At 56.6% G+C, this 23,973-nt stretch carries 22 protein-coding genes; 10 read left to right on the top strand and 12 right to left on the bottom strand.

The window, feature by feature from the left end:
• Nucleotides 1-11: 11 nt before the first annotated feature.
• The 4 genes from CLH62_RS06785 to CLH62_RS06770 all read right to left on the bottom strand — a co-directional run bounded on the left by CLH62_RS06785 (nucleotide 12) and on the right by CLH62_RS06770 (nucleotide 3,496).
• Nucleotides 12-593, bottom strand: a complete 582-nt coding sequence (locus tag CLH62_RS06785) for a DUF6448 family protein (protein ID WP_099617339.1) — start codon at nucleotides 591-593, stop codon at nucleotides 12-14.
• Nucleotides 594-740: 147 nt separating this feature from the next.
• Entirely contained in the window at nucleotides 741-1,760 is a 1,020-nt protein-coding gene (locus CLH62_RS06780; protein WP_143752358.1) for a helix-turn-helix domain-containing protein, read from the bottom strand.
• A gap of 144 nt (nucleotides 1,761-1,904) precedes the next feature.
• Nucleotides 1,905-2,897 (bottom strand): GTP 3',8-cyclase MoaA, encoded by a 993-nt coding sequence (moaA, locus tag CLH62_RS06775; protein ID WP_099617337.1) that lies wholly within the window; start codon nucleotides 2,895-2,897, stop codon nucleotides 1,905-1,907.
• Between the two features lie 113 nt (nucleotides 2,898-3,010).
• Nucleotides 3,011-3,496 (bottom strand): hemerythrin domain-containing protein, encoded by a 486-nt coding sequence (locus CLH62_RS06770; RefSeq protein ID WP_099617336.1) that lies wholly within the window; start codon nucleotides 3,494-3,496, stop codon nucleotides 3,011-3,013.
• A 167-nt stretch (nucleotides 3,497-3,663) separates the two neighbouring features.
• Between CLH62_RS06770 and CLH62_RS06765 the strand changes: the two genes are divergently transcribed.
• From CLH62_RS06765 to CLH62_RS06750, 4 genes are all read left to right on the top strand, one after another.
• A complete protein-coding gene (locus CLH62_RS06765; RefSeq protein ID WP_099617335.1) occupies nucleotides 3,664-3,879 on the top strand; it encodes a hypothetical protein in 216 nt (71 codons plus the stop codon).
• A 47-nt stretch (nucleotides 3,880-3,926) separates the two neighbouring features.
• Entirely contained in the window at nucleotides 3,927-4,295 is a 369-nt protein-coding gene (locus tag CLH62_RS06760) for a YbaN family protein (RefSeq protein WP_099617334.1), read from the top strand.
• Between the two features lie 28 nt (nucleotides 4,296-4,323).
• Nucleotides 4,324-4,761, top strand: a complete 438-nt coding sequence (locus tag CLH62_RS06755) for an RrF2 family transcriptional regulator (protein WP_099617333.1) — start codon at nucleotides 4,324-4,326, stop codon at nucleotides 4,759-4,761.
• 124 nt (nucleotides 4,762-4,885) lie between these two features.
• Nucleotides 4,886-6,721, top strand: a complete 1,836-nt coding sequence (locus tag CLH62_RS06750; RefSeq protein WP_099617332.1) for a sensor domain-containing diguanylate cyclase — start codon at nucleotides 4,886-4,888, stop codon at nucleotides 6,719-6,721.
• Here the strand turns inward: CLH62_RS06750 and CLH62_RS06745 are convergent.
• Together CLH62_RS06745 and CLH62_RS06740 are read right to left on the bottom strand one after the other, a co-directional pair.
• Entirely contained in the window at nucleotides 6,711-7,787 is a 1,077-nt protein-coding gene (locus tag CLH62_RS06745) for a fatty acid desaturase family protein (protein WP_099617331.1), read from the bottom strand. The two genes, CLH62_RS06750 and CLH62_RS06745, sit on opposite strands and share 11 nt — an antisense overlap.
• 54 nt (nucleotides 7,788-7,841) lie before the next feature.
• Entirely contained in the window at nucleotides 7,842-8,945 is a 1,104-nt protein-coding gene (locus CLH62_RS06740) for a ferredoxin reductase (RefSeq protein ID WP_099617330.1), read from the bottom strand.
• Nucleotides 8,946-9,139: 194 nt separating this feature from the next.
• On the opposite strand from CLH62_RS06740, the gene CLH62_RS06735 reads away from it, so the two are divergent.
• Nucleotides 9,140-9,766, top strand: coding sequence for a TetR family transcriptional regulator (locus CLH62_RS06735; protein ID WP_099617329.1), 627 nt, complete (start codon nucleotides 9,140-9,142; stop codon nucleotides 9,764-9,766).
• 23 nt (nucleotides 9,767-9,789) lie between these two features.
• Here CLH62_RS06735 and CLH62_RS06730 read toward each other — a convergent pair whose 3' ends face one another.
• Entirely contained in the window at nucleotides 9,790-11,268 is a 1,479-nt protein-coding gene (locus CLH62_RS06730; RefSeq protein WP_099617328.1) for a WS/DGAT/MGAT family O-acyltransferase, read from the bottom strand.
• Between the two features lie 217 nt (nucleotides 11,269-11,485).
• Between CLH62_RS06730 and CLH62_RS06725 the strand changes: the two genes are divergently transcribed.
• The 4 genes from CLH62_RS06725 (at nucleotide 11,486) to CLH62_RS06710 (ending at nucleotide 14,947) form a co-directional block, all read left to right on the top strand.
• Nucleotides 11,486-12,367: a bile acid:sodium symporter family protein gene (locus tag CLH62_RS06725; protein ID WP_099617327.1), complete on the top strand. Its 882-nt coding sequence runs from the start codon at nucleotides 11,486-11,488 to the stop codon at nucleotides 12,365-12,367.
• 15 nt (nucleotides 12,368-12,382) lie between these two features.
• The gene (locus CLH62_RS06720; RefSeq protein WP_099617326.1) at nucleotides 12,383-12,763 is read left to right on the top strand and encodes a CidA/LrgA family protein; all 381 of its coding nucleotides are present in this window, start codon (nucleotides 12,383-12,385) and stop codon (nucleotides 12,761-12,763) included.
• Nucleotides 12,756-13,493, top strand: a complete 738-nt coding sequence (locus tag CLH62_RS06715; RefSeq protein ID WP_099617325.1) for an LrgB family protein — start codon at nucleotides 12,756-12,758, stop codon at nucleotides 13,491-13,493. The genes CLH62_RS06720 and CLH62_RS06715 overlap by 8 nt, the downstream gene beginning before the upstream one ends.
• Nucleotides 13,494-13,588: 95 nt before the next feature.
• Nucleotides 13,589-14,947, top strand: coding sequence for a TrpB-like pyridoxal phosphate-dependent enzyme (locus CLH62_RS06710; protein WP_099617324.1), 1,359 nt, complete (start codon nucleotides 13,589-13,591; stop codon nucleotides 14,945-14,947).
• Here the strand turns inward: CLH62_RS06710 and CLH62_RS06705 are convergent, their stop codons facing one another.
• From CLH62_RS06705 to tmpT, 5 genes are all read right to left on the bottom strand, one after another.
• A complete protein-coding gene (locus CLH62_RS06705) occupies nucleotides 14,948-16,801 on the bottom strand; it encodes an alkaline phosphatase D family protein (protein ID WP_228152783.1) in 1,854 nt (617 codons plus the stop codon).
• A 70-nt stretch (nucleotides 16,802-16,871) separates the two neighbouring features.
• Complete coding sequence (locus tag CLH62_RS06700) at nucleotides 16,872-18,431, bottom strand: SpoVR family protein (protein ID WP_099617323.1); 1,560 nt, start codon at nucleotides 18,429-18,431, stop codon at nucleotides 16,872-16,874.
• On the bottom strand, nucleotides 18,428-19,723 hold the full coding sequence (locus CLH62_RS06695; protein WP_099617322.1) for a YeaH/YhbH family protein: 1,296 nt from the start codon (nucleotides 19,721-19,723) through the stop codon (nucleotides 18,428-18,430). The genes CLH62_RS06700 and CLH62_RS06695 overlap by 4 nt, the downstream gene beginning before the upstream one ends.
• 33 nt (nucleotides 19,724-19,756) lie before the next feature.
• Entirely contained in the window at nucleotides 19,757-21,679 is a 1,923-nt protein-coding gene (locus CLH62_RS06690) for a PrkA family serine protein kinase (protein WP_099617321.1), read from the bottom strand.
• 396 nt (nucleotides 21,680-22,075) lie between these two features.
• Nucleotides 22,076-22,729 (bottom strand): thiopurine S-methyltransferase, encoded by a 654-nt coding sequence (tmpT, locus tag CLH62_RS06685; protein WP_099617320.1) that lies wholly within the window; start codon nucleotides 22,727-22,729, stop codon nucleotides 22,076-22,078.
• A 73-nt stretch (nucleotides 22,730-22,802) separates the two neighbouring features.
• On the opposite strand from tmpT, the gene CLH62_RS06680 reads away from it, so the two are divergent.
• A complete protein-coding gene (locus tag CLH62_RS06680; protein ID WP_099617319.1) occupies nucleotides 22,803-23,741 on the top strand; it encodes a D-2-hydroxyacid dehydrogenase in 939 nt (312 codons plus the stop codon).
• Nucleotides 23,742-23,973: the final 232 nt, after the last annotated feature.

The following is a 23,973-nucleotide window of genomic DNA, read 5'->3' as shown; positions in this document are numbered from 1 at the left end:
CGGGACGGGATTCAGTGTTCGTCGTGAGCGCCCGCGACGATGTTGTGGATCTCCTCAATCGAGTGGACATAACGAACGTAGTTGTCGACAAATTGGCGTCCATCCGAAACTGACTCGGCGTTGACGCCTTGCATGGTTTCTTGGAACTGCTTTGTGACGAACCCGGTGACCTTCTCTCCCAGTTTCCGTGCCAGGACGTCCACATTGCCTTCAGCCAGGGCCTTGTCAGCGGCCTTGGCTGCGTCGGACGCGCTGCCAGCCGGCTTTAACCCTGTGTAGGGCGCACCTTCAGTGGCCCGGTGCAGCCGCACCAGTGTCTCGAAGAAATACTTGTCAGCCAGTTCTCGGGCCCGTGGGTTTCCCTTTCGGACTTCCAGGGTATCGTTGAAGGCGGCTGCCAGATCTTTTTCATCGGCGGGGCCGATCCATTTAAGAACCGGTTTCAGGGATTGTTCGTTCAAAGCTGTCCGGGCGTCTCCGATAACAGGGCCGTCCATTGAGTCGCAATGAGCAAAGCTGGCGGAACTCCAGAGCAGTGTTCCGCTGATCAGGGCAAGCGTGGCAATTCGTTGGGTTTTGCGGAATGATTTCATGGTGAACCTCTCGGTATTGTCAGGATTTCTTTGGCGCCCCGGGAAAAGTCCCGAAGCCGCCGGTTGCAAATCCACTTTGTCCGAAAGGAGGAGCCTTGGCGTTCGGATACAGGAATCCGAACGTTCGAATGCGTCGCCGAACGGCGACTAGCCGTTGTTAGCGAAAGAGCGGCGATACTGTGAAGGTGTCTTGCCGGTTGTTTTACGGAAAAGTGTGTTAAAGACCGACTTAGAATTGAATCCGGATTCGTACATGATATCGGTGATGGTCGTTGTCTCTGCTGGATCTGCAAGTCGCCGTCGGGCATGCTCGATCCGATAACTGTTCACGAACTCGTAAAAGTTCTTGCCCATCTGTTGGTTCAGGAATTGGGACAGCTCCCGGGGCGCCACTTCCGACAGACGAGCCAGTCGGTCCACAGTGAGGTTCGAGTGTAGATAGGGTTGGTGTTGCTCCATCACTTGCTGTATTCGGCTGGTTAGTGGCTCCGGGGATCGGTCTTTGGCGTTGGCGCCAGAGGATGCTTTGGTATCCAGCAAAGTCGGGGCAATACCCGCAAATAGAGTGGGTTGCCTGAATGCCAGCACCGACATTGGTAGCAGGACGACAACGCTGACCATCGTCGTGGCAATGGTTAGCGACTGATGGATGCCAAGTACCCGCATCACATGGGCGAGCAGGCAGTAGACAAGACTGAGTGACCAGGCCGCCCCGTAGGCCAGAAGCAAATTCCGGAGCCAGCTCAGCTCCTTGTTGCCGAGATCCGAGAAAATATTCCTCAGTTCGACGCCAAAGCGCGAGATTTTCTTGAGTGTCGCTACCAAATACCCGAGTACGATGCCGTGAAGGACAATTGCGAGGACAACAGAGTCCATGACGCCGGGGTAGTGACTGTCTGACAGCATTTTGGCCTGGGCTTTCGCGGGAAGGCTGTAGTAACCCAGAGTGAACACCACAATGGCACCGAGAACAGGGAGAAGGTGGGCCAGATGCCGCAGCCTCAATCGGAAATCGCGATACATAACCGACTGGGCGTACACAAAAATGGCCCCGGGCTGGAGCATTCCGAGGATGGTTCCCGTAAAGGCTGTGTCCGGATAACTGAAGGCAAGGCCAGTTGTATGTAGGAAAACCTCGAGCAGGGTGCCGACCAAGCCTGCAAGCATGAGTGCCAGGAGCAGCCGCGGTAGGCGTCGGGTTTTCAAAGGCGCAATACATAGCAGAATCAGAAACAGGAACTGCGAAATGACGCCGAATAATACAAGTTGGGGCAGTGTCAGGAACACGGTCGGATCAACGAGTGAGTATCATCAGCCGCCAGTCATATTCATGAACCGCAGGATCTGCACATCCCCATTGGCGGAGAAGTGATGGCGCTCGGGCTTCAGATCCATGGCATTGATAATGGTCTGACGCAGCTTGTCATCCGTCACCGGGTTGCCGCGAAGAACGCGTCGAAGATCCACTGAATGTTCATTTCCCAGGCAGAGCAGTAGCCGGCCCTCGACGGTGACCCGTACCCGGTTGCAGGTCGAGCAGAAATTGTGCGAGTGGGGTGAGATGAAGCCCACCTTCGTGGCACTGTCCGGCATGCGATAGTAGCGTGCCGGACCACCAGAATCCTCAGTCGCGGGCACCAGTTCATGGTGCTGGCGAATGATGTCTCTGACTTCCTCGCTGGTACACAGCGCCAGGCCCCGGTCGTGTTCGGAAATCTCGCCCAGGGGCATTTCCTCAATGAAACTGATATCCACCTGCTTCTTTCTGGCGAATTCAATCAGATCCGGGATCTCCTCATCGTTGCGGCCCTTCATGACTACCGTATTGAGTTTGATACCACGGAAGCCGGCCTCGCGGGCGGCATCAATGCCATCCAGCACCTGCCCGAGATTGCCAGTGCGGGTGATGTTGCGGAATTTTTCGGCATCCAGGGAATCGAGGCTGATGTTCAGGCGGTGCATTCCGGCCTTGCGCAGGGGCTCGGCCATAGTAGTCAGCTGGCTGCCGTTGGTGGTCATGGCAAAGTCACGCAGCCCGTAGGTGCCGATTTCCTTGACCAATTCCAGGATGTCCTTGCGTACCAGCGGCTCGCCACCGGTCAGACGGATTTTTTCGGTGCCCAAATCGACGAAGTTGCGGGCAACCCGGGCAATCTCTTCCAGAGTCAGAACCTGCTGACGGGGCAGGAATGTCATATCCTCGGCCATGCAGTACACGCAGCGGAAGTCGCAACGATCAGTGACCGACAGCCGTACATAGTTGACGGTACGGCCAAAACGGTCTGTCAGCTTGCTCTGGGACATCGGGTTGATCCTGTTACCGCTTGTTTTTTGATCTGAGTATAGTCCAAGTATTGCAGATTGGATCAACTATTCCGATACCCCTCGGGAGGTAAATGAATTGCCCAGACGAGGCACTAAACAGTCAGGCCGTCTACCCGGGCAAACAGCACGCTGTTTTCCAGGGCGATATGTGCATTCAGGTCTTCCCGGAAAGTGGCAACCTGTTCATAGAGCTTCCGCCAGGTGTTACAGGCATCCTCCGGCAGATCCAGGTGGTTGGTGAGGGTGTCAAGCCGGGCAAGGGCGGTACTGTGATCCTCATGCTCAGCGCGCATCACCGAGATAGGGCCCCGTGCCATGCCGGATATTCCGCGCACAATCATTGGAAACAGAATTTGCTCTTCTTTGGCCATATGGTTTTCGAGCGCTGCCTGCATCGTCTCAAGGTGAGCACTGAGGCCAGAAGGACACTCAGGATGACTGCCGTGCACTCGCTCGACTCTCTGGGCCAACCGAATCAATTCGGGTAGCTGGTCCCGGTGGGTGTCGTGATAGCGATTGAGAATGTGCTCGATCAGCTCTTCCTCTGAGGCTTTTTCAAGCCAGGTCTGCGGGGACATTGCGCTTCTCCTTAAGATATAAAATGATTAAATGTTTTTTAGCTTGCCCGTGTTTTCCTGTGACCTGAATTATTGGTCAGCCTATGTCAATTCAGGGAGGCAGGGTTGAAATCTCCAGAAAAGAAGTCTATAAAATACATATTAAAGATGTATTCAGGAGGTTTCAAATGGAAAATCTGTTATTCAGGGCGAACAGCGCGATTGCCTGGTCAGTGTTGGGGCTGGTGTTGACAATATTGGTGGCCTATCCGTTGGCGCAGTACTTTTCGATGGCCGTTCAGATTCTGGCGCACGTTGGAACCTTGCTGTTTGCGGTGGGTATCAAGGTCGCTTACGTTGCCAGGTTGGTATTTCTCAGTCGTTTGGGCAGACCTGTTCACTGAATCCCGGTAGAATAGATGCAGATATAAACCTTGGTGAGAACCCGGTGATGGGCGATCGTTTTGGGAAAACCGGATTTCGTATTCTTGCGTATACATCAGTGATGCTGGCGGTGGCGGGGGTGGTTTTGCCACTGTTGCCAACAACGCCATTTGTTCTGCTGGCTGCCTTCTTTGCCAGCAGGGGGTCGCCGGCTTTTGCCCAGTGGCTTGAAGACCATCCCAGGTTTGGCCCTGCCTTAGATCAGTGGCGCACGCGGAGAGCGGTTCCGGCGCGGGCCAAGGTGCTGGCCTGCAGCATGATGGCCTTCAGTTGGGGGCTACTGATTGTTCTGGGGGCATCCGGCGTGGTTGTGGCTATAGCAGGCGTGTTTCTTTGCGGTACCGCATGTTACCTGGTGACGCGGCCATCTTACTGACCGATTGTATTAACGACTGGAGTATTGAATGCACATCACCCGCTACACGGATTATTCACTTCGCGTCCTGATTTATCTCGCAGCGCAGGGTGACCGGTTGGCAACCATTCAGGAAATTGCCGACAGTTATGATATTTCAAAAAACCATCTTATGAAGGTGGTCCATCAGTTGAACAAGAAAGGTTACATCGAAACTATCCGTGGCAAGAAAGGAGGTATGCGTCTGCACATGGCGCCCTCCGATATCAACGTCGGTATTCTGGTGCGGGAAACCGAGCAGGATCTTAGCATTGTGGAATGCTTTTCATCGAAAAACGCCTGCAAGATAACCCCGGTGTGCGGTCTGAAGTCGATGTTCGGGGAGGCCTTGAATGCCTTTCTGGAAGTGCTCGACAAGTACACCCTGGCCGATATTATCCAGGACCAGCACAGGCCTCAGTTGCTGAGACTTCTTCAGATCGCCTGACGGCCCTATACAGAAATTTACGAATAAAATCCATTAATAACTGCTGACTACCCCGCAGGTTCGATAGGATGATATCCATTATTGAATAACAATATAAACAAAAATAAGAGTAGTCGGGGCCGGTTTGATTCATATTGCCTTGCTGGTGTTGCTGGCGCTGTGTTCGGCAGGTGCGTCTGCAACTGGAATACCGGACAGTTTTCCCGTTGTACTGATTGAGGACAGCGGGCGCCTCGACATATCCCGGCATTTAACCTACTACGAAGATTCCTCGTCCAGCCTGAATATTTCCCAGATCGTCCAGCGCTGGCCGCAGATCGCATCCGACGGCATTCCGGAGGAAGCGTATAACTTCGGCTTTACCGATTCGACCTTCTGGTTTCACACCCGCGTAGTGAACAACTCCAGCCCGAATGATCGCTGGGTGATTGAAGGCCTGTATCCGATCATTGATGAAATGGAAGTTTTCTTCGTCCGGGCGGACGGGAGCATCGGTCGCCAGATAGCGGGAGACGCGATTCCCTTTCGGCAGCGTCCCAAGGATCACCACAATATCAATTTCCTCCTGAAGCTGCCTACCGGTCAGAGCGTCGATCTGTTTTTCCGGGTCAGGACCTCCGGGGCTGTGCAGATGCGAACCCTGCTGTGGCACTCGGATGACTTCAGTTCGGCGGACCACCAGGAGCGGTTTCTGCTGGGGCTCTATTATGGGCTCCTGGTTTGCATGGCGATCTTCAATTTTCTGATCTTCGTATCGTTCCGGGACACCAATTACCTGTGGTACGTGTCCTATATCCTGTCCTATGGATTGCTCCAGTTCACCCTGAATGGTCTGGCATTTGAGCACCTCTGGCCGGAGTTGCCCTGGTGGAACAATCGAGCAGTGGCGTTCCTGATCGCCGCTGGCATGTTCTGTGTTCTCGGGTTTTCGCGCTCCTTCCTGGCACTCAAGGATAATGCTCCCAGGCTTGAGAAGGTGTTTCTCTCGCTGATGGCCTCCTTTGTGATAGCTGGCGCGGCGGCCTTGTTCTGGCCCGCGTACGGCCCGGTTATTCGGGTGAACACCTTTATGGCAGCGGTATCGGTGGGGTTTGTCATCCTTGCAGGTGGAATTTGCCTGTACCGCAGGTTCCGGCCGGCCCGATATTTCATGGTGGCCTGGACCGCGTTGTTGTCCGGGATGCTTCTTTACACGCTCAAGACGTTTGCCATCGTGCCCGCCAACTTTGTCACCGAGTTCGGTATCCAGATTGGCTCCGCTTTCGAAGTCATTCTGCTGTCCATTGCCCTGGCTGACCGCTTGAGGCACATGTCGCTCAAGAACCAGCAGATCCAGCAGGAAATGAACGAAAAGCTGGAGTCCCGGGTTGCCGCGCGAACATCAGAGCTGGAGGCCGTCAACCGGCAGCTGGAAGCCCTGAGTTCAACGGACGGGTTAACCGGGGTATTCAACCGTCGCTATTTCGATGCCCGCCTGGCGGAAGAAGCGGCCCGCTGCCGGCGTCAGGGTCCGATGGCCCTGATTATGATCGACGTGGATCACTTCAAATCGTTTAACGACAATCTGGGGCCCCAGGCCGGGGATGCGTGCCTGCAGCGCCTTGCTGATACCCTGGCAGTGGTTGTCCGCCGGGAAACCGACATTGTCGCGCGTTATGGCGGAGAAGAGTTTGCCATTATCCTGCCCTATACCGATGCCATCGGAGCCAGGACGCTGGCGGAAAAGGTTCGTGCGACGGTTGAGCGTGATCTGCGATTTGAATGGGAAGGGCAGCCGGTTCCGGTAACCGTCAGTCTCGGCGTGGCGACGGCTCCCGGTGGTGCTTCCGTGGAGCCGTGCGAGCTGATTTCGGCGGCAGACGGGGCCCTCTATGCCTCCAAGCAGGCTGGCCGGAACCGGGTGACGGTCCATGCGCCCGGCAACCTGCATTCCGGAACCTGTGAGCCCGTTATGCCGTAGTGGCGGAGCTTCCTCCAAGATGCTCGGGCAGGGAGTGCCGGAGGACCCGCTTCAATACGGTGCCGTACTGCCGGGCGAAGCTACCGGTGTTGTAGTGAATGCCATGCTTCTGACAGACCGCCTGTACTTTTCCGGAGATTTCCGGGTAGCGGTGTGCGGGCAGGTCGGGGAATACATGGTGTTCTACCTGGTAGCTCAGGTGTCCGCTCAGAATATGCAGCCAGCGGCCCCCGGTAAAGTTCGAGGAGCCGGTTAGCTGGCGCAGGTACCAGTGGCCCTTGCTCTCACCTTCGCATTCTTCCTCGCTGAAGGTTTCGGCGTCCTGGGTAAAGTGGCCGCAGAAAATCACCGTTGACGACCAGAGATTGCGTATCAGGTTTGCGCCCACGTTGCCGGCCAGAACGATGGGCGCCACCGGGAAGGTGACCAACGGGAAAAACACATAGTCCTTGAACGCCTGCCGGCCCCCCTTGCGGGCGAACTCTTTCAGGAACGGCAGCTTTTCGCGTAAGCTGATCTCCCTGCGCTGAAGCTTCTCGGTTTCCAGTTCGTGCAGTCCCACACCCCACTGGAAGAACACGCTGAGCAGAATGTAGTTGATGAACTGCAGGGAATGACGCGGCCTCCAGGGTTCATCATCGCTCAGCCGCAGAACCGCGTACCCGTAGTCCCGATCTTTGCCGATGATGTTGGTGTAGGTGTGGTGCTCGTAATTGTGGGTGCGGCGCCAGGAATCACCGGTGCAGACGGTGTCCCATTCGTAGGTCTGGGAATGCAGGCTCGGGTCGTTCATCCAGTCGTACTGGCCATGCATCACGTTGTGGCCGATCTCCATGTTCTCCAGAATCTTGGCAATGCCCAGGGTTGCCGTCGCCGCAACGAAGACCGGTGGAATGAAGCCAAACGGCATCATCACCCGGCCACCGGCTTCGAGCATTCGGTGCAGGCGTACCATACGGCGGATGTATTGGGCATCCCGCTCGCCGAGATCGGCGATAACCTCATTCCGAATGGCGTTGAGATCCTGTTCGAGTTCCGAGAGCTGTGCTTCGGTCATCTGTTTCATGGTGGTGCTCCTTGCGGAGATTTCAGACTCCGCGATGTAATTTGGTGTCGGATCTTAGATGTCGATGGAAACCGGGCCCTTGGGCACCGAAATGCAAATCTGAATGTTTTCCTCACCGGGGCCGGATGTTTGACCGGTCAGGCGATTGACCACGGTGCCGGCGGTTTTTCGGCAGCTGCACTGGTGGCAAATGCCCATACGGCAGCCATGGCGCGGTGACAGGCCGGCGGCTTCGGCAATGTCCAGCAAGGTGGCATCGCCCTCGGAGCCTATGTCCAGCTTGCTTCCGGAAAACCGGACTTGCCCGCCCAGTGCCTCGTTGCCCAGGTCGGCCTGTGGCACCGAAAAGAAAGTGCTGTGGATGTCTGTGTCGGCAATGCCCCGCTGATGCAGAAGATTCCGGGCCAGGTCCATCAGCCCTGTCGGACCGCAAAGGAAGGCCTGCCGCGCCTTGATTCCGGGTATGGCATCAAGATCCTCGTCGCACAGGTAACGGTGTTCCTCTGTTTCATGGGTTGCGATGATGTTCAGTGTCAGCGCGCTGTAGCGCGCTGACAGGGCCTGAAGTTTTTCCCTGGCGATGACGTCGTCTCCGGTTCGAACGAAGTAAAGTAGCGTCACGGGTGCCCGGTAGTCGATGGCAGCCATGGTTTCAAGCTGGCTCAAAACCGGCGTGATCCCGCTGCCTCCGGCAATGAACAGGACTGGTTGGGCCGGCTCGGGAACAAGAAAATCACCGAAGGCCTCGCCCATTCCGATCACGGTGCCGGTCTGGAGTGCATCATGTATCCAGTTAGTCACCCGACCGCCCGGTAGACGTTTGATGGTGAGCGTCACCCGTCCCTGTTCCTGCCAGAGAATCGGGGAGCTCGAAAGACTGAAAGTGCGGTTACGCCGGATGCCACCCACATCAACACAGATGTTTACATGCTGACCGGCCCTGAATCCGGCCCATCTACGGGACGGCTTCAGTACCAGGGTTTTGGTGTCCGGGGTTTCCTGAATGATCTGTTCCACCCGTGCCGGTGTGTACTCTTGTACCCACATCGGATTGATGCGCTCAAGCAGAGGATCGAAAAATGCAGCCGGGTCATCCCGGTTGAAGAGCTGCCTGCCGAGCCAATGCAGCGTTCGGCTCTGGGTCTGTTTCGCTAGCATGGTGGTTGTCTCCCGTGAATATCCTGACCTTTGTGCACAGTTGTACACTTATGTGTACGAATGTACACAGTGATATTAAGAGAGACAATGGGTACTTGTGCATTGGCGTAAAATGACAAGCATTCTGTACTTTTATTTTTCCGGTTGTGTACACTTGTCAACCATTGACTAACGGCAGGCAGTACAGGCAGACGATGGCGGAAAAACAGCGAAGAAAACCCGGTGAAACCCGCGAGAAACTGATGAATGCGGCGTTAACACTGGTGGGGAAGGGACGGCATTTCGCCAGTCTTGGCATCCGGGAAGTAACGCGACAGGCTGGGGTGGTGCCAACCTCGTTCTATCGCCATTTCCGCAATATGGATGACCTGGGCTTGCAGCTGGTGGATGAGCTGGGACTGGTATTGCGCCGGATGATGCGTGAGGCCCGGGCCAATGTGCTGCAGGCGGACAAGCTGATTGAAGAATCCGTGGCGATCTTCATCAGCCACGCTCGGGCCAACCGGAGCTTTTTTATGTTCATGGCCCAGGGGCTCGCCGGAGAGAGCCGGGCAGTGCAGGAGGGCATTCGCAGCGAAATGCGGTATTTCGCCAGTGAGCTGGCCAACGACTTGCGCAGACTGAGACTGGTGGATCATCTTAACGACCAGGATCTGGATATGACCTCTGATCTGGTGGTGCGAAGTGTCGCTTTCAGCCTGACCGATCTGCTGGGTGTTTCACCGGATGATGATTACCAGATTGAGCAGATCAGGAAGCGGACCACCCGCTTCCTTCAGCTGATCTTTGTGGGCGCTGCCAACTGGAAAAGCCCGGGCTGAATCGGGGCCCGGACCATACACCTTCACGTTTTCGGCGCGGCCTTCTTTCGGGGTTTCCGCGGTTTAGTGGCCGCTTCTGTTTTTTCGACGGCTTCTGGTTTCGCCAGCGGCGGCAAAATCAGGCTTTCCAGCTCATCCAGTGCCTCTCCGGTATACACCGCCAGTTTCTGCATGCTTGGCAGGGTATCCCGGCAACCGGTAAAGCCGAAATTCAGGGAACCCGCATAACTCAGGCAGGTAATGTTCAGAGCGCCGCCGTGGGTAATCAGTGACACCGGGTACATGGCCTCCAGCCTGGCGCCCTCATAGTAGAGCGTTCTCTGGGGGCCGGGTACGTTGGAGATGGTGACGTTGAACACCGGGCGCATTCGCCCGCCCAGCCCGGACATCAATTGAAGAATGTAGGGCGACATCAGCAGCATGGTGTACTGGGTCAGTGCGCTCTTGGGCAGCTTCTGCAGATGTTCTTTCGCCCGCCGGCTTGATGTCTTGATATTTTGCAGGCGTGTCAGCGGGTCCGGTTCGTCGGTCGCGAGGGAGGCGATAATAAAGCTGATCTGGGTGCCTGTGCCCTGGTCATCGGATGGCCGGATATTGACCGGTATGCCCGCGGTTAGGGGGGTGTCGGGTAGCTCATCCTGCTCGAGCAGGAAGCGCCGGAGGGCGGTCCCGCACAGGTACAGCACGATATCGTTCAGGGAGCCGCCGGATACTCGTGAGACCTCTTTAATTCGGTCCAGCTGGTAATGCTGGGTGGCGAACCGGCGCTGGCCGGTTACCCGGTGATTGATCTTCGATACCGGCCCGGTGAAAGGCGCGGTGAGACCATCCTCCGGATGGCGGACCGAGTGGACCAGCCGGTTTCCCGCCTGCCACAGCCGTGGTGCCATATCGGCCTGCAGCTTGAGGGCATCCATGGCCTGCGAAAAAGCGCCCGGTACGCTGGCTTCGGAATCGGTTTTGCTGCCCCGGCGGCGTTCTGGCCGAACCGACCAGGGGGGAGCCATGTCTTTTTTATCCGGGTCTGTGGTCAGCACCCGTTGCATCAGGCGAACACCACTGATGCCATCAATCATGGAGTGATGCATCTTGGTGTAAAGAGCAAAGCGGTTGTTCTCCAGCCCTTCGATAACATGGCACTCCCAGAGTGGGCGGGCAAAATCGAGGGGGTTGGAGTGCAGTCGCGAAACCAGGATGCCCAGTTCACGTTCGCCGCCAGGTCGGGGCAGCGCAGAGTGGCGGACGTGGTAATCCAGATCGATGTCCTTATCGACTTTCCAGGCCGGCGCCAGCACCCGGCCCAGAAAACCGGACCAGGCAAGCTTGTAGCACCACGGCGGCGCCACATCGCCGGTTTCTTTCATGCGGGTGATCATATCCCGAAGAAAGGTTTCAGGGGCGCCCTCAGGTAGCGAAAAGATCTGCAGGTTTCCCACGTGCATGGGGGTGTCTTCAGATTCTACGGCCAGCCAAGAGGCGTCCAGGGTTCCCAGGCGTTTCATTCCTTGAGTGTCTCCACGAGTGTCCAGATATTTTATTTGTCTGTTGCAAGTATACTGATAACCGCTTCAGGACACGATCCTCGTGGTCAGAAAGTTCCCCCGGTTTTGCGCTGTTTCACTGTTACAAGCGGTTGCGGTTGAACGCTCCCGCAAGTGAGCAGTCTGTGCTACTTTTCATCGGTTGGTTGCAGTAAAAACAAAAACATCCGGAGGCACTGTGGAATCCAGCCCGCTTATCTCGGCAGGTCTGCCGATTGCTTTGTTCATCATCATGATTGGTATCGGCATGACCCTGACGGTTCGCGATTTCCGCCAGGTGGCTGTGTATCCGAAAGGGATGATTGTCGGAACCGTTGCCCAGATTCTGATAATGCCCCTGATCGCCTTTATGCTTGCCACCCTGCTGGCGGTTCCGCCTGCCATTGCTGTCGGTCTGGTGATCATTGCCGCCTGCCCGGGTGGTACTACATCCAATCTTTTCGTGCTGCTTGCCCGGGGCAATATCGCGCTCTCCATAGTGCTGACGGTCAGTGCCAGCCTGATCACCATTCTCACACTGCCTCTGTTCACCAATCTTGCCCTGCAACATTACATGGGCACAGAGGAAAATATCGTACTGCCTGTCTGGAAAACGGTGGGCATGCTGATTGGTATTGTGCTGTTTCCGGTAGCCATCGGAATGACGGTACGTACCCGTAAACCGGAGGTTGCCCGCAAGGCGGAAAGCATTGTCAGTATTTTCGGTGGGGTTGTGCTCGCCCTTCTGATTGTCGCCCTGGTCTACGGGGTGCGGGATCAGATCTGGGAGCTCCTGAAACAGGCTGGCCCGGCAACCATCCTGTTGAATGTGGCAGGTATCCTGCTGGGCTTACTGGCAGGTCGGGTAGCCGGACTGACCCAGCGGGAATCCCTGGCGGTGGCTGTGGAGCTTGGTGTGAAAAACGGTACCATTGCCCTGATGGTGACGCTGACTCTGCTGGAATCCAGCGCCATGTCCATACCGGCTGCGGTTTATGGGGTGCTGATGTTCCCGATAGGGTTTATTCTGGCCATGTATGGCCGGAGTATTATTCCCGATACCAAAGTCCAGATTCACTGACCGGAATACCAACCGATGCAGTTTCTGAATGGCATTACCCTGCTGCTGGTGTACCAGCTGGTGGGTGAAATTACGGTTCGTCTGCTGGGCCTGCCGATTCCCGGACCGGTTCTCGGCATGGTCATGCTGTTTATAACCCTGATGATTCGTGGCCGAACCCCGGAATCGGTTGACCAGGCGTCTAGCGCATTGCTGAGCCATCTCTCGTTGCTGTTCGTGCCCGCAGGCGTAGGCATGATGGCTCATTTTGGCCGCATTGCCGACGAGTGGGTGCCGATCACCCTGGCACTGCTGTTAAGTACCGTGATCACCATGGTCGCAACGGCGCTGATCATGCAGGTGACTACCCGCTGGTTCACGAAACCCCTCGCTGAGAACGGTAAGCATGATGAATGAGCCGGGACTGAAAGATATTTGGGTCTACCTGTCTGCCTCTCCGCTGCTGGGGCTCACCATTACCCTGGTGGCCTACGGGCTGGCCTACCGGTTATACCTGAAAACCAACTCCAATCCCCTGGCCAACCCGGTGGTCACCTCGGTTGCGATGCTTATCATCCTTCTTTTGGCCACCGGTACCTCCTACAGTGACTACTTTGAAGGCGGCCAGTTTGTTCACTTCCTGCTGGGGCCAGCCACGGTTGCCCTGGCCGTTCCCCTGTATCAACAATTTTCCAGGTTGCGCCAACTCTGGTTGCCGGTAACGATCTCACTGTTCTGCGGTGTGGTGATTGCTGCCGGCAGCTCCATTGGTCTGGCACGGCTGCTTGGCGGCTCTATGGAAATCCAGATGTCCCTCGCTCCCAAATCTGCCACGGCGCCTGTCGCCATGGGTATTTCGGAAAAAATTGGCGGGCTGCCATCACTGACCGCAGTGCTGGTGGTGATCACCGGGATTACCGGCGCTGTGCTCGGTACCAAACTGTTCGAATGGATCCGGGTGCGGGATGATACCGCCAAAGGCATCGCCATGGGCGTCGCGGCCCACGGTATCGGGACTGCCCGGGCCTTCCAGGTAAGCTCCCAGATGGGGGCGTTTTCCGGGCTGGCGATGGCGCTTTCCGCCTTTGCTACGGCCCTGCTGGTACCGTGGCTGGTGGATCTGCTTGCGTCCTGGCTGCCGGCCTAGGCCACCATGATCTCCAGCAAAGAACTTTTTAAGCCGGCGCGGAGCCGGTATTCTGCGCACTGAATAACAACACCAGAATCAGGGAACCCAGAACCATGCAAACCAAGTTTCTTCTCGAAGAGAGCCAGATGCCGAAGTACTGGTACAACCTGCAGGCGGATCTGCCAGAGCCGCTGCCGGCGGTGCTGCACCCGGGGACTCAACAGCCTGTAGGCCCTTCCGACCTTGAACCGCTGTTCCCGATGGCACTGATCGAACAGGAAGTGACCACCGAGCGGGAAATCGAGATTCCCGAGCCGGTTCGCGATGTCTATAAGCTCTGGCGCCCGGCCCCGTTATACCGGGCTCATCGTCTCGAGAAGGCCCTTGGTACACCGGCGAAAATCTTCTATAAGTACGAAGGTGTGAGCCCGGCGGGCAGCCACAAGCCCAATACCGCCATTCCCCAGGCGTTCTACAACCGTGAAGCGGGCATTCGTACCCTCACCACGGAAACCGGCGCCGGCCAGTGGGGTACTTCGCTGTCCTTCGCGGGTTCGCTGTTTGATATTGACGTTACTGTGTTCCAGGTGCGGGTTTCCTACAACCAGAAACCCTATCGCCGGGCGGTGATGGAAACCTATGGCGCGAAATGCGTAGCCTCGCCCTCGGAACTGACCGAATTCGGGCGCAAGGTACTGGCGGATAACCCGGACCACACCGGCAGTCTGGGGATTGCCATTTCAGAGGCGGTGGAACTGGCGGTACAGGATCCGAACACCAAGTACGCCTTGGGCTCGGTGCTTAACCATGTGTTATTGCACCAGAGCATCATTGGTCTGGAATCCATGCAGCAGATGGAAATGGCGGATTGCTGGCCGGATGTCATCGTGGGCTGCACCGGCGGTGGTTCCAACTTTGCCGGCATTGCCTTCCCGTTTATGGGCCATGCGCTCCGTGGTGGGCAAAAATCCAGGATCGTTGCTGTGGAGCCTTCCGCCTGTCCGACCCTGACCCGCGGCAAGTACGCCTACGATTATGGTGATACTGCACACATGACTCCGCTCACCAAGATGCACACCCTGGGCTCCGGCTTCACACCGCCGGGTTTCCATGCCGGCGGTCTGCGTTACCACGGCATGGCGCCCATGGTGTCCCACGCCAAGGAACTGGGGCTGTTTGATGCTGTGTCTTACACCCAGCGCGAATGCTTCGAGGCTGGCGTGCTGTTTGCCCGCAACGAGGGCATCGTGCCCGCGCCAGAAGCCAACCACGCGGTCAAGGGCGCCATCGACGAAGCCCTGCGCTGCAAGCGGGAAGGCAAGGAAGAGGTGATTCTGTTCAACCTCTGTGGCCACGGTCACTTCGATATGGCGGCTTACACGTCCTATTTTGCCGGTGACCTGAGTGACCACGAATACGACGAACAGGAACTGGCAATGGCCCTTTCCGGACTGCCGTCCGTCAATGTCTGATCAGTCGTCTTTGCGTTGCTGAAAGATGGTACCCCCGCCGCCGGCGTTCAGTTGCCGGATGGCGGTGGGTGCGCCCTCGTCGTCCAGTCTTACGTCTCCGATTCCCGAGTGATTCCAGAGTCGCTCTCCGGCCTCCCGGCCCTCGGGCAGCCTGGGTGAAATCCACATCCGCCGCCTTTTGGTGAACCAGTTCAGGGGAGACCAGGGCGCAAAAAGCCAGCGATTGAGACGGTCCATCCATTCCAGCAGGGAGTTGGGAAACTCGTTTTTTATGCCGCTGCTGGTGATCTGCCAGATATGGGGTCCGTTTTTTTTGTGACGCAGGCGGACGTCATAGGCAAAAGAGTAGTGGACATCGCCGGAGAGAATCACAAAGTGCCGCGGTGTTCGGGGGTGCCCGAAGATATTGAGTAATACGTTGGCGGCGCCCCGGTGTGCCATCCAGTTTTCAGCGTCCACCAGCAATGGCTTGCCAAAGAAGGTGAACACCCTCTGGATCATCTCGATCAGCTTCACGCCGAACATGGGGGCGGGTGAGACCACAACCACTGACTGCTCCCCCATGACTTCCTGCTGAAAATCGGTCAGTGACTCCCAGTCCATCAGCCCGGACGGATGCCTCCGGCGTATCTCGCTTCGCCAGCGGTGGGTCCGGGTATCCAGCACCACCAGACGGGGTGAGGTCGGCAGGCTGTAGTGCCAACAATGAAAGTGGAATAGCCGGTCGATCAGCTCGTCCTGGATTTCCTTGTCCAGTTCATTCTGGTCCTTTTCTGCATTCAGCAACTGTTGGCACTGTTCAATGACGCCGCCGAAGTTTTCAGGCTGGTTGCCCCAGCCCTGGCACAGCATATACCCCAGCAGCGCATTGCCGATGATCCGCCGGGAAAACGGATGCTCGTAGGCGGTGGTTTCCCACAGGGCCGAGAGGTTCCAGTCATCAGTCACATCATGGTCATCGAAAATCATGTATACGGGCACATTGGCCAGTGCCCGGGCGGCCCTGGGAAGGCTCTCCCGAAAGGCATCGATGGCTTGCTGCTCTTTCTGGTAACGGGTCAGCTCCTCCGAATTGTTGACCGGTTCGGCCGCTGTCACCAGGGTCCAGGGTTCCGGTGACCACACCAGCAGGTACATGGCCATTACCTCGCTGAACGAGATCAGGTGGTTACCGGCGTTGGCAGTGGTAAATACAGGCTTCCGGACGCCTCCGAAGAAGCGTTCAGTCAGCTCTTCGTTGGATTCGGTTTCCGGCAGCAGGGCATCCCGATGGTAGTAGGCATTGGACATCGATGTCAGTTCACGGCTGTGGCTGAGCGATGCCCCTTCGAGGGATTCCTGGTACAGGCCAAGCTGATGGATCACACAGTGGATGGCGTGCAGCATCGGGCCAGCCACATCGTCGGCATAGATCTGATCGCCGGTCATGAGCAGCAGGGAGGGAATATCCTCCAGTTGCTCTGCCTTGTGCAATTCTTCGTCCACCCGAACCAGGCCGTCGGAAGCAGGGTGGTGGGGCCTACGGCAGGAACCGTGGAGAATGCGATCCAGTTTCGATTTCAGGGTAAACCCGGGTCGCTGACGGCCGTCGGGGCAAAGGTGAGATGCCCAGTCCCGGATCCACTGTGGGGCCTGACCGGTATTGCCGGCCAGGCCGAGGTCATACTCAAGCCGGGTATCCGTGGGAAGGGCAGATTCCGGTTCGATCGTCAGAAGATTCACCCAGGCCCGGGCACCGATCCTGAGCCGGGTAATCTCATGGTCAGCTAGCGGGCGGTCGAGCAGGATGTGTTCGCCGTCAAATACCTGGATAGAGAATGATGCTCTCTCGCTGGTGGCCAGCCAGAGAACCATTGAGTCTGGTGCAGTATGGCGCAGGACCGGGCCGGCCAATACTGGCCCGAGAGTGCCAGTGGGTTCCAGATTAGTCCTCCTCGAATTCCCGGGGCGGGCAATGGTATTCCTGAATTGTGGCGCCGTCGTCCACGCTTTCCAGGTGCACATCAAAGCCCCATAACCGGTGCACATGGCGCAGCACTTCAGCGGTCTCGTTGCCCAGGGGCACACGGTCTACCGGAACGTGCCGGAGGGTCAGTGAGCGGTCACCGCGCACATCCACGTTCCACACCTGAATGTTCGGCTCACGGTAACTGAGGTTGTACTGGCGGGCCAGTTTTTCCCGTAGTTCCCGGTAGCCGGGCTCGTCGTGAATGGCCGTTACCCGGTACACATCTTCCTGGTCGTCGTTCTGGATCGCGAACAGCTTCAGGTCCCGCATCACCTTGGGAGAGAGAAACTGCTGGATAAAACTCTCGTCCTTGAAGTTCTTCATCGCGAAATGCAGGGTTTCCAGCCAATCACTGCCGGCGATGTCCGGGAACCAGTGCCGGTCTTCATCTGTCGGTTTCTCACAGATCCGGCGAAGGTCCGTGAACATCGAAAAACCCAGGGTATAGGGGTTGATGCCCGAGTACCATGGGCTGTTAAACGGCGGCTGATAAACCACGGCCGAATGACTCTGGAGGAATTCGAGCATGAAACCGTCGTTCACCAGGCCCTTGTCGTACATGCGGTGCAGCAGAGTGTAATGCCAGAAGGTGGCCCAGCCCTCATTCATCACCTGGGTCTGGCGCTGGGGGTAGAAATACTGGGCCAGTTTGCGCACGATGCGGATGATCTCGCGCTGCCAGGTTTCCAGCAGCGGGGCGTTTTTCTCGATGAAGTAGAGAATATTTTCCTGCGGTTCCTCGGGGAAGCGTTTGCGCCGCTTAACCGGGTCATCATCCTCGTCCATTTTCGGGATGGTTCGCCACAGGTCGTTGATGCGCCGTTGCTGGTATTCCTCCCGCTCTTTCTGCCGCCGCACTTCTTCCGAGGCTGAGATGGGGGCGGGCCGCTTGTAGCGGTCTACGCCATAGTTCATCAGGGCGTGACAGGAATCGAGAATCTCCTCCACAGCGTCAACGCCGTAACGCTCTTCGCATTCAGCCACGTAATTCCGGGCAAACACCAGGTAATCAATAATAGCGCTGGCGTCGGTCCAGGTGCGGAACAGGTAATTGCCCTTGAAGAAGGAATTGTGGCCATAGGAGGCGTGGGCAATCACCAGCGCCTGCATGGGCAGGGTATTTTCCTCCATCAGGTAAGCGATGCAGGGATTGGAGTTGATGACGATCTCATAGGCCAGCCCCATCTGGCCGCGCTGGTATCCCTTTGAGGTACTGAGGAACTGTTTGCCGAAGGACCAGTGATGGTAGCCAACGGGCATGCCCACGGAGCTGTAGGCGTCCATCATCTGCTCGGCGCTGATCACCTCAACCTGATTGGGGTAGGTGTCCAGGCCAAACTCGGCGGCGCATTTGGCGATCTCGTCGTCGTATTTCTGGACCAGCTCGAAAGTCCATTCAGAGCCTGTGGAAATCGGCTCCCGGGCTCTGGGCTGGTCACTTCCCGGCAGATTCGGGCGATCCATCAGGTTGGTCATGCGGCTTTCCTCTCAAACAACTGGCGGAACACCGGGTAGATCTCGCCGGGGTCGGCGATCTGCTGTAACGCAAAGCTCTGGGGGAAGCGCTCGTGAATCTTTTCGTATTCATACCAGAGCATCTGGTGATCCTGTGGCGTGATTTCCACATAGGCGAAGTACTGGACCAGCGGCAAAATACTGTCGGCAAGAATCTTTCCGCAGACCGGAGAATCGTCATTCCAGTTATCGCCGTCTGATGCCTGTGCCGCGTAGATATTCCACTCGGACGGGGAATAGCGGGATTCAACAATCTTGTGCATCAGTTTGAGTGCGCTGGAGACGATGGTGCCGCCGGTTTCCCGGGAATAGAAGAACTCCTCCTCGTCCACTTCCTTGGCGCTGGTGTGGTGGCGGATGAAAACCACTTCGATTTTCTTGTAGTTCTTCTTCAGGAACAGATACAGCAGGATGAAAAAGCGCTTGGCGATGTCCTTGTGCATCTGGGTCATCGAACCGGACACATCCATCAGGCAGAACATGACCGCGCTGGTGGCCGGTTGCGGCTGCTTCAGGTGCTGGCGGTAGCGCAGGTCTATTTCATCAATGAACGGGATTCGTTTCACATTCGCTTTCAGCCGGGCAATTTCTTCCTCCAGAACCTGAATCTGGTCCTCATGGCTGAACGCAGGGTCCAGATCATCTGGCGCGGATTTCAGGGCTTCCAGCTGTTTTTCCAGGTCCCGGATTTTCTTCTTGCGGGCACCGCCAAGGCCCAGGCGCCTGGCATGGGCACCGCGCAGGGAGCGCACTACATCCAGCTTGGCCGGCACCCCCTGGGTGCTGAAACCCGAGCGGACGTATTTGAACGCTTCGGTGTCTTTCAGTTTCTTGCGGGCAAGGTTGGGCAGTTCCAGGTCGTCGAACAGGAAATCCAGGAACTCTTCCTGGGTAATCTGGAAGGCGAATTCGTCCATCCCCTCACCATCCGGGCTGGCCTGCCCCTGTCCGGAGCCCTGGCCACCCCCGCCTTCGGGCTTGGGGATGGTATCGCCGGCCACAAACTCCTGGTTACCGGGGTGAACCACCTCCCGCCGGCCACCCTGGCCGTGATGGAAGATGGGTTCTTCAATATCCCGGGACGGAATGCTGACTTTCTCGCCCCGCTCAATATCTGTTATTGAGCGCTTCTGCACCGCATCCGCCACCGCACGTTTAATGTGATGGCGGTAGCGGCGCAGGAACCGTTCCCGATTCACCGCGCTCTTGTTCTTACCGTTCAGTCGCCGGTCGACTATGTGGGTCATTCCCATGGCGTAACTCCAGTTCAGTGAGTGGTCACTGACTTAATGAGACTTTCGAACCCGCAGATACCATTCGGCCAATAGCCGTACCTGCTTCTCCGTGTAGCCTCGGTCGACCATACGCTCGACGAACTGCTTGTGCTTGTTCTGATCTTCCTGACTGGCTTTCGGGTTGAAGGAGATCACTGGCAGCAGGTCTTCGGTGTTCGAGAACATCTTCTTCTCGATCACGCTGCGCAGCTTTTCATAGCTGAGCCAGGACGGGTTGCGGCCCTGGTTGTTGGCCCGCGCCCGCAGCACGAAATTGACCACTTCGTTGCGAAAATCCTTCGGGTTGCTGATGCCAGCCGGCTTCTCGATCTTCTCCAGCTCGTCGTTGATCGAGGATCGGTCGAGAATTTCGCCAGTCTCCGGATCCCGGTATTCCTGATCCTGAATCCAGAAATCGGCATAGGTTACATACCGATCGAACAGGTTCTGGCCGTACTCGCTGTAGCTTTCCAGGTACGCAGTCTGGATTTCCTTGCCGATGAACTGGACATAGTGCGGTGCGAGGAATTCCTTGATAAACCTGAGGTATTTCTCGTGGGTTTCGGCCTGGAATTGCTCCTGTTCAATCTGTTTCTCCAGAACATAGAGCAGGTGTACCGGATTGGCAGCCACTTCAGTGGTGTCGAAGTTGAATACCTTGGACAGGATCTTGAAGGCAAACCGGGTCGAGAGGCCGTCCATGCCTTCCATCACGCCCGCTGCATCCCGGTACTCCTGGATGGATTTGGCTTTCGGATCGGTGTCCTTGATATTCTGGCCATCGTAAACCCGCATCTTTGAGAAGATGCTGGAATTTTCAGGTTCTTTAATTCGCGAGAGCACGGAGAACTGGGCAAGCATGTCCAGGGTGTCCGGAGCACAGGGCGCGCCTTCCAGTGAACTGTTGCTCAGCAGCTTTTTGTATATTTCAATTTCTTCGGTTACCCGCACACAGTAAGGCACCTTGACGATGTAGACCCGGTCAAGGAAGGCTTCGTTGTGTTTGTTGTTGCGGAAAGTCTGCCACTCGGATTCGTTGGAGTGGGCCAGAATTACGCCGTCGAAGGGCACCGAGCCCATGCCTTCGGTGGTGTTGTAGTTGCCTTCCTGGGTGGCGGTCAGCAGTGGATGCAGCACCTTGATCGGCGCCTTGAACATCTCCACGAACTCCATCAGACCCTGGTTGGCTTTACACAGGCCGCCGCTGAAGCTGTAAGCATCCGGATCATCCTGGGAGAAATCTTCCAGCATGCGGATGTTGACCTTGCCCACGAGGGCGGAAATATCCTGGTTGTTGTCGTCTCCGGGCTCGGTTTTGGACACGCCAATCTGGTCGAGTACCGAGGGGTATTTCTTGACCACCCGGAACTGACTGATATCGCCGCCATACTCGTGCAGGCGTTTGACGGCCCAGGGCGACATGATGGTTTTCAGGTAGCGGGCCGGAATGCCGTATTCCTCTTCCAGGATCTGGGCATCCTCAGCCGGGTCGAACAGGCCAAGCGGTGACTCGTTCACCGGCGAACCCTGGATGGCGTAGAAAGGCACCTTCTGCATCAGTGACTTGAGCTTTTCCGCCAGGGAGGATTTGCCGCCACCGACCGGGCCGAGGAGGTAAAGAATCTGTTTCTTCTCTTCCAGACCCTGGGCCGCGTGGCGGAAGAAGGACACGATGTTTTCGACGGCGTCTTCCATGCCGTAAAACTCGGAAAACTCCGGGTATCGCTTGATGACCTTGTTGGAAAAGATGCGTGACAGCCTCTGATCACGGGAGGTATCGACGAGTTCTGGTTCGCCGATGGCAATTAACATTCTCTCAGCGGCCGTGGAATAGGCCGTTGGGTCCTTTTTGCAGATCTCCAGGTATTCCTCCAGGCTGTATTCTTCTTCCTGGGTACTCTCATACCGGTCTTTGAAGTGCTGCAGTATGCTCATAGATTGCCCCTCGCTCGCTGTTCTTCAGCTTTCAGTTCACGCAATTTCCCCGTTGCAGTTGGCTCCGCCAATCTGGGCGGTCTGTCTAGTTATGGGTGGAAGGAATGGATACTTACAAGCCGGTAGACGATCGGGTCGTGGTCGGCTTGCTTATTTTGAGCTTAGTTCACGGTTCGCGAGTTGGACAGTGGGGGAGTGGTTAAGGTTCATTAAATTATGTTAGGTGGGTGTGGTGTTTTTGTAGCTTTGGTTGGGCCTTGGGGCTCGATTGTGGGGGGCTGGAGCGCACCGGGTGGCTTTCTGAAAACGAATTGGCAACTCGCTTCGCTCAGACATCAAATTCGTTTTCAGAAAGCCACCCGGTACACTCCGATCAAACCTCTCCGATAGACCTGTTCAGAGTTTGGTCAGGCGGAAAACGCTTTCGGATGCACCTTCAAGCCCACGCCGTTTGGCGAACGGGTGGTCTTTGGCCAGGTTGTTGGTGAGAACGTGTTCGATTTCGTAGTCGTCCTGATACAGTTCCTGGACTTCTTCGTTGCTGACGTTAAAGGGAGGACCCTTTATTTCGGTGTCGTAGTCCAGGGTGATCAGGAGGATTCTGGTGCCGTCAGGGATGACGGCAGTCAGATGCTCCACATAACCTTTGCGCATATTCGGGGGCAGGGCAATGAGGGCGGCGCGGTCGTAGACCAGGCGGATGTTTTTGAGGTCGTCGGGAGCCAGTTGGAAGAAGTCGCCGCACCAGAGTTGCAGGTCATCGTGTTTGAAAGTAATGAAAGGTTCGCCGGGGTGGATTTTGGCTTTCTCTCCGGCCTCCTCGAAGAAATCTTTGCAGGCTATTTCGCTCAGTTCCACGCCGATGATGGGGTGGCCGCGGTCGTGGAGCCACCACATGTCATGGGCTTTACCGCAGAGGGGGACGAACACAGCGTCGGTGCCCTTGCCGGCGAGTTCGGGCCAGTGGTCATAGAGATACTGGTTAACGGTACCTTCGTGAAAGCCGATTTCCTTCTTGGCCCAGCGTTCGTGCCAGAATTCGTGTTCCATGGTTTCAACCCTGTTCTTGGACGTTTGTTTGAGTCTACCTTAACCTGTCCTTATATGGATTCAGGAGAAAAGTATGAAAGCGGTATTCCTTGATGCCAAGACGCTCGGCAACGATGTGGATCTGTCACCCATCGAATCGGTGACCGGCGGGCTTGAAAAGTTTGAACGGACTGCCCCAGAACAGGTGCTGGAGCGGATCCGGGGCTTTGATACGGTTCTCGTCAACAAGGTTGTGCTCAGCCGGGAGCATTTCGAGGCCTGTCCGGAGCTGAAGGCCATTGCGGTGGTGGCGACGGGCCTGAACAATATAGACCAGGCGGCGGCGAAGGATCATGGCATCAAGGTAATGAATGTCACCAATTACGGCCGTTCCACGGTGGCGCAGCACACCATGGCGCTGATGCTGGCACTGGCCACACGGTTGCTGGACTACAGCCGGGATGTTCAGGCCGGGCGTTGGGGGCGGAGTGACATGTTCTGCCTGATGGACCATCCGATTATGGAGCTGGAGGGGCGAACCCTCGGTATCGTCGGCTACGGTGACCTGGGCCAGGGTGTGGCGGAGCGTGCGGCTGCATTCGGGATGAAAATCGTGCTGGGCGCACGGCCGGGCCAGGAAGCGGGAATCGTGGATGATTACCCCCGGATCCCTCTGGAAGAACTACTGCCGCAGGTGGATGTGCTGTCACTCCACTGCCTTCTCACGGATGAAACCCGAGATCTGATCGGTGCTCATGAACTGAAGTTGATGAAGCGCGATTCATTGCTGATCAACACCAGCCGAGGTGGTCTGGTGAATGAACAGGCGCTGGCGGATGCCCTGAGGGCCGGGGAAATCGGTGGTGCCGGTTTCGATGTGCTCACCGAAGAGCCGCCCCGGAATGGCAATCCATTGCTGGCGGACGATATTCCGAACCTGATCATTACCCCGCACTCTGCCTGGGCCAGCCGGGAAGCGCGGCAGCGAATCGTCGAAATTACGGCCTGCAACCTCAAGTCTCTGGAGTTTTGACAGAGAAACCTCCTTCGCAGCTGACACGCCTTGGTCTTTGTAAGTCCTTCTTTTTTGGGAGGTGCCTAAGAAAGTCAAGGTATGTATCTGTGGAATCTGTGTCGCTTCGTGATTCAAAAGTAAAAGATTGCAATATAACTGCTAGTTAGCTATCCGCCTTTGGAGTTTCAATCTAACGTTAACGCTCTGTAAGAATCTTGACGTTGAGTTAAGTAGCCCGGTGACAAAAGGA

The sequence above is a fragment of the Marinobacter guineae genome, from assembly GCF_002744735.1.
GTDB lineage: Bacteria > Pseudomonadota > Gammaproteobacteria > Pseudomonadales > Oleiphilaceae > Marinobacter > Marinobacter guineae.
This window is presented reverse-complemented; position numbering and strand designations above follow the sequence as displayed.